Genomic DNA, 10509 nt, shown 5'->3' on the forward strand with positions numbered 1-10509 from the left:
GTCAGTCGGAGCCCGGATCGCCCGGCAGCAGTTGTTCGAACCACACCACCTTGCCCGAGCTCATCCGCGTCGCCCCCCAGCGCAGTGCCAGGTGGTCGACCAGGAACAGCCCGCGGCCCCCCTCGTCACTCAGGCGGGCGTGCCGCATCCTCGGCACCAGCGGCGAGTCGTCGCCGACCTCGCAGCGGAGCACGTCCGTGCGCAGCAGTCGTAGCGTGATCGGCCGGGAAGCGAAACGTACGGCGTTCGCCACCACCTCGCTGACCAGGAGCTCGGTGGACTCCGCGAGGGGGTCGAGCTCCCACTGCCGCAGCGTTCTGCGGGTCAGCCGACGAGCCTGCCGCGCGGTCTGGGGGCGCGGGGCCAGATACCAGTACGCGACCTTCTCCGGCTCGATGCCCTCGAACCGGGCGGCGAGCAGCGCGATGTCGTCGTCCCGGTCGCCCGCCCCGACCGTGCCGAGCGCCTCGTCGCACAGCACCTCCAGCGCCGGGGACCCGTACCTCGACGCGGCCGCCTGCAGCCTCGCCCGCAGCCGCTCCATCCCGCTCAGCACATCCGCGTCGCGGGACTCGACCAGGCCGTCGGTGTACAGCAGCAGCGCCGCTCCGGCCGACGCGTGCAACTCGGTGGACTCGAATCCGCCGGTGCCCACGCCGATGGGCGCTCCGGGCGGGACCCGCAGAATCTCCCCGCGGCCGTCGGGGTGGAGGAGCATCGGCGGCAGGTGGCCGGCGTTGGAGACCAGCAGCCGGTGCAGGACGGGGTCGTACATGGCGTACAGGCACGTCGCCGTGTGCTCGGTGCCCAGCCGTCCGGCCTGTTCGTCGAGATGGTGCAGGACCTCGTCGGGGGGCAGATCGAGCAGGGCCAGGGTCTGCACCGTCGTGCGCAGCTGGCCCATGATCGCGGCCGATGTCATCGAGTGGCCCATCACGTCGCCGATGACCAGCGCGACCCGGTTGCCGGGCAGCGGGATCGCGTCGTACCAGTCGCCGCCGACCTGCGCGGTCCGGGAGGCCGGCAGATAGCGGCTGGCCAGCCGGACCCCGGGGGGCTCGGGCAGGGACGGCGGGAGCATCGTGCGCTGGAGCGCGTCGGCGACCGAGGCCTCACGCGCGAACAGGGTCGCCTTGTCGATGCCGAGGGCGGTGTGCGTGGCGAGCTGGGAGGCCACGAGCATGTCGTCGCCGGTGAAGCCGGACCGGCCGGGGCCGCGCAGCAGGACGACGCTGCCCAGGGCATGGCTGCGGCCGTGCAGCGGAGCGATGATCAGCCGTCGTCCGGGCGGTGCGGCGACCCGCGGCGGGTCGGCACCGCCGAGCAACTCGGCCGCCGAGGACGTGATATCCGGGGTGTCCCCGAACACGGGTCGCCCGCCCTCCAGCAGCTTGGCGAGCACACCGTCGGCAGCGGGGCGTACGACCTCCGTCGCTTCCACGCGCGGCGCATCCGGGTCCAGCGGGGAGATGCGGTCCGTGGTGTGCAGGCGTAGAACGGCGGGAATGGCGGTGGCCTCGTCCCCGACCGGAAGCGGGTCGTACAGATGGACGAACGCCGCGTCGGCGAACGCCGGGACCGCCGCCCGGCACAGCTCGTGCAACGTCTCGTCCAGATCGATACCGCGGGCGATCCGCCGGGTCGCCGCGTCCAGATAGCGGAGCCTGTCGGTCTGCGGTCCGGTGGGATCCGGTCCGGCGTCTCCCCGGTGTTCGGCGGGACCTTGGGGGTGTCCGGCAGAAGCTTTCCCCTCCGGCCCGCGCGGCTTCGCGTCACCGGCCTCATCGCCGGCGGTCTCGCCCGAGGCCCTCGACGGTGACGAAGCGGGAGGCGGCGACCCGTGCGGGAGCGCACCCGGCGTCGCGGCGTGTCCCTGTCCGCCCGCCGCTTGTCCGTCGGCGCCCTCGCCGGCTCCGAGGCGCTTCGTCATCACTTGTACGTCCTTCCCGCGCTGCGGGCCCCCGCCGTGGCGGGTGGATCACAAGGCGTCAGGCCTTCCGTCGTCTGCACCGCAGGAAGATCTGCACCTCGGGCTGGACGTCCGCGGTCGCCGGAGCGTACGTGTATGAGGACTCGTCGGAGATCTCGAAGCCCGCCGCCTCGACGACCTCGCGCAGCTCGTCCCGCAGATAGCCGGAGACCCGGATCGTCTCGCCGATGAAGGGGATCGAGAAGTCGTCCACATCCGCTTCCACCATCGACAGCGTGAACAGCCCGCCCGGAACCAGCAGGTGGTGGACGGTGCGCAGGGCGAGGGGGATCTCCGCGCGCGGGAGCATCAGCAGGGAGAAGAAGGCCGTCACCGCGTCGAAGCGGCCGAGGTCCAAGGGGCCTTCGGGCCGCAGATCCGCGATGTCCGCCCGATGGAACCGCCCGTTCGGCACGTTCTTGCGGGCGAGCGCGAGCATCCCCTCCGACAGATCGACACCGACGACCTCGAACCCCGCCTTCGTCAGCTGCAGAGCGGTGGGGACCCCGGTGCCGCACCCCAGGTCCATTACGCGGGACCCCGCGGGCAAGGCGCCGACGAGCCACTCGGCGGACGCGACCTGCCCTTCCTTGTGCGGAAAGGCCTCGTCGTAGCGCTCGCCGATGGCGTCGAAGGCCTCGGCCTGACCTGTGCGGTCGAGCTGGACGCTCCCGTAGCCGACCTCGTCGTCGGGGCTGCTCACAGGGACTCTCCTTCGACGCCTATAGGCGATTTTGTCATAGTTATAGAGGCGTGGCTCCGGTCTGAACAGGGCGAGGACGGCAGTCACGGACGCCGGCCACGGACATCAGTCACCGTCGCGAGGCACTCCTCGTGGTCACAGCCGGACCGGCTTTCGGGCCGAGCCCGGTTCCGACCTGCGTAGCAGCCTCTGTGGCCTCATTCTCCTGCGGTGTCCCGCAGGTTCCTACCTGTTTCGGACGCGTATCCGCGCGCTGGCTGGGAACCAGCAGCGGTGGAAGCAGCACGAGACGAGTCACCGCGGCCGACGGTAGACGGGCCGAAGAAGGTGTGATGGCGACCGAATCGCGTGGGAGCGGCGGCGATACACCGTCCTCCGAGAAGATTCAGGACTGGGAGGCCAGGTTTGACGGGGGGTTCGGCGATGTGACGAGAGCGCGCCTCAGCGCGGAGGAGTTCCTGACCACGCTCGCGCGGTCCGCGCCGCCGGCGACCCCTGAGTACCGCGACGACATCCTGTTGGTCGTCAGCGAGCTGGCCGCCAACGCGATCCAGTACGCTCCGGGGCCGCTCAGGCTGATGATGCGCAGGACCTTCGACGGCGTACACGTGACGTTCAGCGACACGAGCGTCACCCCGCCGGCGCCGCGCCCGTTCCACCCGGGCACCGGCAGCGGCGGCGGAATCGGCTGGTATCTGATCCACACCCTGTGCGACCAGGTCAGCGTGGTGGTGCGCGAGGACGGCAAGGACGTGCACGCGTTCCTGCCCTGGTGAGTCACCCGCTCACCCGCGCCGCGCACCTGGCCCATGAGCGAACGCTCAGGTCAGTGGCACCAGCACGCTGACGGTCTTGCCGCCCTCGCGGCGGTGTTCGATGCGGATCTCGCGGGCCAGGCGGATGATCAGCGGCCATCCGTATCCGCTGCCTTCGTGCGCCTGGGGCAGCGTGCCGGGCCCGTACGCGGCGGTGGGGACGGTCTCGCTGTAGTCGTGCACGCTCAGCCGCACCCCCTCCGGAACGGGGTTCACCTCGAACCCCGCGAGGCCGCGGCCGTGCCGGATGGCGTTGGTGACCAGTTCCGACACGACCAACAACAGATCGATCACGGCTGTCTCAGCCGTCGGGCCGGACGAGTCATGCCCGTGCGCTTCCACGACCGACCGCACGTAACTGCGTGCCGCCGCCGCGCTGGTGATCGGGACCGACCCGGTGTGCGCCGTCCGGCTGTCCCTGGCAGGACGGCGCTCGGCCGGCATCACGGTCGCTCGTTCGCCGCCCGCGGGATGCTCGTTGTTACCCGAGCATCGCGGGCGTGCACCAAGAGGGCTGTGGCTTCTGTCACTTCACCATTCCTCGCACGCTGTCGACTCCGCTCCTCGTCGTCCGTCTCCATGGGTTCGCCTACCCGCGTGTGCCCGAATCATGGGGTAACGCGGCGTAGTAGGCACCAACGGCCGACAAGTATGCGGGATCGAGGGTCTCGCGGTCCGTCGTGAAACCGGGTGCCGCCTTGGCCGCCGCCCGGGTGCACCCCACCGCGATCGTGCGGGCCTCCATGTCGATGCCGGTGACCGTGCCCGCCGGAATCAGCAGACTTCGGCCGAACACCCACGCGCCCGTGTCGACGACCAGGTGTCGCAGGGGAGTGTCGTCGGCCTGGCGATCCACATGGCCGATGACCCCGTCGGTCGCCTGGACCGTGAACCCGGTGAGCGTCAGCCCGTCCTGGTGACCGCTCCCGGGAGGGTACGACCAGATTCTGTCGGTGCTCACATCGCTTCCACCTTCCTGCCGTTGCGGTCTTCCACCGCGCCGCTCCGCTCGCCCGCGCTTCCCGCGCTCTTCGCACCCAGGCCCGGTTCAGCCGACGATCGCCGACTCCTGCGCCGGTGGCTCGCCCCTGTCGGCGATGCCCGCGGGCCGCTTCGCCGGTACTACGGGGTCGTGCGCGGCGGCGAGCAGGCGGCGGGCCATCTTCAGGGCCTGGCCGACCTCGCGCGTTCCCGTCGACACGCACAACGTGTAGGCCAGGTCCTGTGCGCGCAGGTCACGCCCGCCCTGGCCGGCCGCACCGTCGCCCTCGTCGGCCATGAGCGACTCGTACTCTTCGACGAGCCTGCGCAGCATTGCCGGATGGGGCGTCAGCATGGGTATCCGCTCCTGGGATAAGTGGTCTTCGTGCCCGCCGCCGATCGGGAAGGCCGGGGAGGCCGGAACCGTCGGAACGGCCGGGCTCGGCGGGACGGTCTGGGCCGTCGGGGAGGCCAGGACCGGGGGTGCGGTGCGCCGGAAGTCCGGCCCCTCCCGCGTCACCCGGACCGGCCGTCGTCGCCGCGGTGCTCCGAGCACCTGTCCTGGTCGAGGACCTCGTCCCGAACCCGTGCGCAGCACCGGCTGATGAGGCGAGAGACATGCATCTGGGAGATGCCGAGCTGATCGGCGATGCGGCTTTGCGTCATGTCCTCGAAGAAGCGCAGGTACAGGATGGTGCGCTCGCGCTCGGGCAGTCGGCGCAGCCCCTCCTTCGCCGCCTCTCGGTCGATGACGACGTCGTACGCCTCCTCGCAGCTGCCGATGGTGTCGGCGAGGCTGTAACCGTCGTCGCTCGCGGACATCTCGGCGTCCAGGGACAGGGTGCTGAAGCTGTCCAGTGCCTCAAGACCCGCGTTCACCTCGTCCTCGGTGAGCCCCGTGTATGCGGCGATCTCGGTGACCGAGGGCGTGGAACCGCCGGAGGTCTGGGTGAGTTCGCGGCGTGCGATGCGTACCTTGTTGCGCAGTTCCTGGACGCGGCGGGGGACCCGCAGGGCCCACATCCGGTCGCGGAAGTGCCGCTTGATCTCGCCGGTGATGGTGGGCACGGCGTAGCTCTCGAAGGCCCCTCGTCCGGGCTCGTAGCGGTCTATCGCCTTGACCAGTCCCAGCGCCGCGACTTGGCGCAGATCCTCCAGCGACTCACCGCGGTTGCGGAACCGGCCCGCGATGCGGTGCGCCATGGGCAGCCACGACTTGGTCAGCTCGTCGCGTACGGCCTCTCGTTCTGGCCCGTCGGGCAGTGCGGCCAGACGGTCGAAGTCGGCCGCGGTGTCGGGGGCGTCGTCGTGGACGCGTCCGCCGGACACGCGGGGGCGGGCAGAGTTGTTGTCGGAACCATGTGCGGACGTTTCAACCAGCATGAGAGAACAGCTCCTGAACGACTTTCTCAGGCAAACTCCGTGGGAAACGGTGCAGGGCTCGTAGGCCCCGGAGCGATCACATCCGTCGCACCGGTGCGCCTCTGTTCCGAAGCACGAACTCCCGCATGCCCCACGACTTCCGCCGCAAACGGCCTCGGATGCACTGGCGATGACGGAATGCTCCGCGCCGATCCGGGGCCTCCGCGGCCGGGTGCCCGGAATCGGCCACGGGGAGTGGTGACTTCACGCCAGAACTCCCCACCTCGGCGAAGTCCGAGCGAATCAGGGGGAGTGAGCCGCGCGAACTCGGGCACACGGGGGGAGGCAATGGGTTCCGGTAACCGGGGAGGGCGGCATGGCAGCCGTGACGGTGGCGCAGGCAACGGCCACGGCACAGGAGACGGTCACGACGGACGAGGCGGCGCTGCCGCTGATCGAGGATCCGACGAGGGTGAGGCCGCAGGACGCACGCGAGTTGTCGCGGCAGTTCTTCGACCGACTGGTCATGCTCGAGGAGGGCACGCACGAGCACCAGTACGTGCGCAACACCCTGATCGAGATGAACCTCTCACTCGTGCGGTACGCGGCATCGCGCTTCCGCGCCCGCGGGGACTCTCTGGAGGACATCGTCCAGGTCGGGACCATCGGGCTGATCAAGGCCATCGACCGTTTCGAGGTGTCCCGCGAGGTCGAGTTCACCACGTTCGCCGTCCCGTACATCGTCGGCGAGATCAAGCGCTTCTTCCGCGACACGAGCTGGGCGGTCCATGTGCCGCGCCGGTTGCAGGAGGCGCGGGTGGAGCTGGCCAAGGCGACGGAGGAGCTCAGCTCCCGGCTGGGCCGTACGCCCACCACGCGCGAGCTCTCGGAACTGATGTCGCTGTCCGAGGAAGAGGTGATCGAGGCCCGCAAGGCCTCCAACTGCTATCAGTCCGCCTCCCTCGACGCGGCCGTCACCGGTGACGCCGAGAACGGCGAGTCCGTGCTGGCCGATCTCCTCGGTGAGGAGGATCCGTCGCTGGAACTCGTCGAGGACTTCCACTCGTTGGCGCCCTTGATCGCAGGGCTGGACGACCGCGAACGCCGGATCATCCATCTGCGTTTCGTCGAGGAGCTCACCCAGGCACAGATCGCCGAACGGATCGGCGTCTCCCAGATGCATGTCTCCCGGCTCATCAGCCGCATCATCAAGCAACTGCGCGCCGGGCTGCTGGAGCCAGGGGTGGCCTGAGCCCTCAACAGCAGCCCTCAACGGTGCCTACCGGGTGGGCCCGCAGCCGACCGGCCGCGGGCCCACCCGCACGTCTCAGCGCCTTTGCAGCAGCGTCACGCGTGGACGTACCCGGGTTCCGGCCTACGACCTCCGCCGGGCCGCGGCCCCCCGGTCCGCGTCAGTGTCTGTCGGTAGACCGCCGATGCTCCGCCGCCATGGCGATGACCGCGGTGACCCGTTTGCCGCCGGCTGGAATGTCGGACACGAGCACGGCACGTGACAGTCGGCAGACGATCGGCCAGCCGCGGCCTCCGAGGCGGTGTCGTCCGTGGTGGTCGACGGGGTCCTGGGCGACGGGTCGTCGCCGTTCGCGGTCGCTGACGGACACGTACAGATCCCGGCCCACGACCTTCACATCGAAGCCGGTGACGCCGCCACCGTGCAGCATCGCGTTGGTCGTCAGCTCCGACGCCACCAGCAGCGCGTCCGAGAGCGTGTCCGGCGTGCACATGACGCCCCGGACGCGCGACTGCTCGGACAGGACGCGCCGCACGGCTCCGCGTGCCTCGGCCGGACTGCGCGGCGCTCCGCACAGACGGCCCGCCGAATCCGCGGTGGCGCCGGTCCGATACTTCTCGCTCATCCTTTCGCTCCCTGACACAGGCGACGTCACACAACGAGGAGACCGAGAGCCCGCCGTGGGTCCCTGAGGGACCCCGCAGGCCCGAGTTCCCGTCCTCCTCCACAAAAGCGTGTGCTTTCTCTCTCATCGCGTGACCAGTCGACCGGCGGCCAAACCGCCGTCCGGGCCCCGCCCGTGCAAAAGCAGCCAGAAGCGTGACCACATACCGCTGCCTCGCACCGGCTCTGTGTGCTGCGGGGATTAAGGGGTAGGCGGGCGAACGCGCCGACGGGACCGGCACGGAATTTTTCGCTCCGTGACGCATCGAATCCGCCCGTCGGGGCACTCGTCCTGATCGCCAATGCCTGTGGGAGGTACTTGTGTCCGTTGCCCAGAATCCCTTGTCGATCAAGGTGGAAGTGCCCCGTGAGGACGCCGTACTCCTCACGGTCGAGGGTGACCTGGACATGGATACGGCCACCGAGTTGCAGCACCACCTCGCCAACCAGCTCCACCACGGCCGAAAGCACTTCATGCTCGATATCGCCGGCGTTCCCTTCATGGACTCGTCCGGCATGAACATCGTCCTGCGCGCCTATCAGGAGGTACGAGAGATTTCGGGCGGTGTGTACGTCATCTCCCCGACGCCGGCCGTCCGCCGGATCATGGATCTGACCGGTGTCAGCATCACCGTGCCGATCGTGGCGAGCGCCGAGGAGGCGCTGGCCGTGGCGGACGCGGGGCCCGGCGTCGAGCCGCCCGTCCGAGCGGAGGAGTGAAGGCCGCCTGCCGGAGAGGCAGTTCATCGATCCCGTCCGCGCCCGCAAGGACAACAGTTGCCGTTTGACAACTATGGCCATGAGGCAACAGAGTGAGCGGGTCAAGCGCGGGGAGGGGTGTGGAACGTGCCGGTCAGCAAGGATGACGGCCCGCGTCGCCGAGCGGCGATGCGCAACCGGCCCCGCCCCGCCGACGCCCCGGGGCGGGGATGGGACTCACGCACTCCGGACGTCGGAGGCCTCGTCGCCCTCGTGGATCTCCGCGAAGGCCGCGGCGCAGAACGCCTCCAGGCCTTCCAGCAGCGCGGTCCGCTTCGAGACGGGCATCTGTTCCAGTACGGACTGCAGGGCGGCCTCACGGCGTGCGCGCAACTCCGTCAGGAAGGTCCGTCCGCGACGGCTCAGGTGCAGACGCAGTTCGCGGCGGCTGGCGGCGCTCGGCTCCCGCTCGACGAACCCCACCGCCTGGAGCCGGTCGCACAGCCGACTGGTCGACGGCGGCGTGGAGCCGAGGGCCTCGGCCAGCATGCGCAGGTTGATCCCGTCGCTGTGCTCCAGGATGAAGAGCACGCGGATCTGGGAGGCGGACACCGGCGCCGTCGAGGCGCGGCCCCACAGGACCTCCAACAACTCGGCGGCCTCGGAGGTCACACGCGCCACCTCGTCCGGGCGCGGCTGCGAGTAGGAGGAAGTCACGCTCCCACTCTTTCAGGCTTCACGGGCACTGTCAGCTCACCGGTTCGGGCAATACGTACAGAACACTAGATATCGGCACGAAGGACCGACGGACGGCGTCCGCGGCAGCGCGGGTCCGGCGCCGTCACTGTGACAGGAATGGCGTATCCAACATCGTGAACAGATTCGTGGCAGCCGAGCGGGCGCTTCGCGCCGCGGCCCCGCACCGGCTGGTGGACGCGGTCCGTGAAGTGCTGTGCGACGAGTACGGGGCGAAGAGCGTCCAGCTCTTCCTGGCCGACTACAGCCTGGCCACGCTCCAGCGCGTCCTCATGGCTCCGGGCCCGCCCGAGTCCGTGCCTGCACACGTCGGCCCCGCCGGACGGGCCTTCGGCTCCCAGGAACCGTTCGTCGAGAAGCTCACCGACGGCGAGGTGCGCCTGCACCTGCCGGTGACCGTGCGCGGCGACCGGCTCGGGGTGCTGGCGGTCACGATGCCCTCCGCCGACCGGGCGGCCGAGTGTCTGGACGAACTGGCCGAAGTGGCTCAGGTACTGGGGCACGAGGTGATCGTCGCCGACCGGGACACCGATCTGTACCTCCGGGCGCGCCGCACCGACCGGCTCACCCTGGCGGCCGAGATGCAGTGGCAGCTGCTGCCCGGCCGGTCCTGCGCGCGCCCCGAGTACGCGCTGGGTGCCCAACTGGAGCCCGCCTACGCCATCTTCGGCGACAACTTCGACTGGTCCGCGAGCGCCGACGGCCTGATGCTCTACATCACCAACGGCATGGGCGAGGGCATCGAGGCCGCCCTCCTGACCAACCTGGGCATCAACGCGCTGCGCAACGCACGGCGTGCCGGCCTGTCCATCGAGGACCAGGCCGCCCTCGCCGACCAGGCCGTCTACGCCCAGTACCGCGGCGACGCCTACCTCTCCGTGCTCCTGCTCGACCTCGACCTGCGCAGGGGCCGGCTCCGGGTCGTCGACGCCGGCTCCCCGCAGATGCTGCGGCTGCGCGGCCGTACCGCCGCATCCGTCGACCTGGAGGCGCAGCTCCCGCTCGGCATGTTCGAGGAGTCGGACTACGTCTCCCACGAGATCGACATCGAGCCCGGTGACCGGCTCGTCTTCGCCAGCGACGGGGTGCACGCGGTCGCCGCGCCCGGCGGTGAGCGCTACGGGGAGCGCTCGCTGGCCCGCGCCATCGTGTCCACCAGCCTGCTGCCGGCGGCCGAGGTCCCCCGTGCCGTCCTGCGAGAACTGGCAGGTCACCGCGGCACACCCATGGCCGACGACGACGCGCTCGTCGTGTGCCTCGACTGGTTCGGGCCGCCCCAGGAGCCCTGACCGAAGTGTCCGGCGCCGCC

Annotated in this window: 12 protein-coding genes; 4 read left to right on the forward strand and 8 right to left on the reverse strand. The window is 70.2% G+C overall.

Going from position 1 to position 10509, the window contains the following annotated elements:
• Position 1: 1 nt before the first annotated feature.
• Both ACZ7NC_RS23565 and ACZ7NC_RS23570 read right to left on the reverse strand, forming a co-directional pair.
• A complete protein-coding gene (locus ACZ7NC_RS23565) occupies positions 2–1930 on the reverse strand; it encodes a SpoIIE family protein phosphatase (RefSeq protein ID WP_471490953.1) in 1929 nt (642 codons plus the stop codon).
• A 58-nt stretch (positions 1931–1988) separates the two neighbouring features.
• Positions 1989–2672 carry a class I SAM-dependent DNA methyltransferase gene (locus ACZ7NC_RS23570; RefSeq protein ID WP_471490955.1) on the reverse strand — a complete coding sequence of 228 codons (684 nt, stop codon included), beginning with the start codon at positions 2670–2672 and terminating at the stop codon, positions 1989–1991.
• A gap of 332 nt (positions 2673–3004) precedes the next feature.
• On the opposite strand from ACZ7NC_RS23570, the gene ACZ7NC_RS23575 reads away from it, so the two are divergent.
• Positions 3005–3448, forward strand: a complete 444-nt coding sequence (locus tag ACZ7NC_RS23575) for an ATP-binding protein (protein ID WP_471490957.1) — start codon at positions 3005–3007, stop codon at positions 3446–3448.
• Between the two features lie 45 nt (positions 3449–3493).
• On the opposite strand, the gene ACZ7NC_RS23580 is transcribed toward ACZ7NC_RS23575, so the two are convergent.
• From ACZ7NC_RS23580 to ACZ7NC_RS23595, 4 genes are all read right to left on the reverse strand, one after another.
• Entirely contained in the window at positions 3494–3931 is a 438-nt protein-coding gene (locus tag ACZ7NC_RS23580; protein ID WP_471490958.1) for an ATP-binding protein, read from the reverse strand.
• 145 nt (positions 3932–4076) lie between these two features.
• Positions 4077–4448 carry a PRC-barrel domain containing protein gene (locus tag ACZ7NC_RS23585; protein ID WP_471490960.1) on the reverse strand — a complete coding sequence of 124 codons (372 nt, stop codon included), beginning with the start codon at positions 4446–4448 and terminating at the stop codon, positions 4077–4079.
• Between the two features lie 87 nt (positions 4449–4535).
• Positions 4536–4823 (reverse strand): DUF5133 domain-containing protein, encoded by a 288-nt coding sequence (locus ACZ7NC_RS23590; protein ID WP_471490961.1) that lies wholly within the window; start codon positions 4821–4823, stop codon positions 4536–4538.
• 161 nt (positions 4824–4984) lie between these two features.
• Positions 4985–5851 carry a SigB/SigF/SigG family RNA polymerase sigma factor gene (locus ACZ7NC_RS23595; protein ID WP_471490963.1) on the reverse strand — a complete coding sequence of 289 codons (867 nt, stop codon included), beginning with the start codon at positions 5849–5851 and terminating at the stop codon, positions 4985–4987.
• A 355-nt stretch (positions 5852–6206) separates the two neighbouring features.
• On the opposite strand from ACZ7NC_RS23595, the gene ACZ7NC_RS23600 reads away from it, so the two are divergent.
• A complete protein-coding gene (locus ACZ7NC_RS23600) occupies positions 6207–7082 on the forward strand; it encodes an RNA polymerase sigma factor SigF (protein WP_471490965.1) in 876 nt (291 codons plus the stop codon).
• Between the two features lie 160 nt (positions 7083–7242).
• Here ACZ7NC_RS23600 and ACZ7NC_RS23605 read toward each other — a convergent pair whose 3' ends face one another.
• Positions 7243–7707, reverse strand: a complete 465-nt coding sequence (locus tag ACZ7NC_RS23605; RefSeq protein ID WP_471490967.1) for an ATP-binding protein — start codon at positions 7705–7707, stop codon at positions 7243–7245.
• Between the two features lie 359 nt (positions 7708–8066).
• On the opposite strand from ACZ7NC_RS23605, the gene ACZ7NC_RS23610 reads away from it, so the two are divergent.
• Entirely contained in the window at positions 8067–8465 is a 399-nt protein-coding gene (locus tag ACZ7NC_RS23610) for an STAS domain-containing protein (RefSeq protein ID WP_471490969.1), read from the forward strand.
• Positions 8466–8681: 216 nt separating this feature from the next.
• Here ACZ7NC_RS23610 and ACZ7NC_RS23615 read toward each other — a convergent pair whose 3' ends face one another.
• Positions 8682–9161: a MarR family winged helix-turn-helix transcriptional regulator gene (locus ACZ7NC_RS23615; protein WP_471490970.1), complete on the reverse strand. Its 480-nt coding sequence runs from the start codon at positions 9159–9161 to the stop codon at positions 8682–8684.
• Positions 9162–9316: 155 nt separating this feature from the next.
• On the opposite strand from ACZ7NC_RS23615, the gene ACZ7NC_RS23620 reads away from it, so the two are divergent.
• On the forward strand, positions 9317–10489 hold the full coding sequence (locus ACZ7NC_RS23620) for a PP2C family protein-serine/threonine phosphatase (protein WP_471490972.1): 1173 nt from the start codon (positions 9317–9319) through the stop codon (positions 10487–10489).
• Positions 10490–10509 lie beyond the last annotated feature (20 nt).

This window comes from Streptomyces sp. NPDC111802, assembly GCF_055634335.1.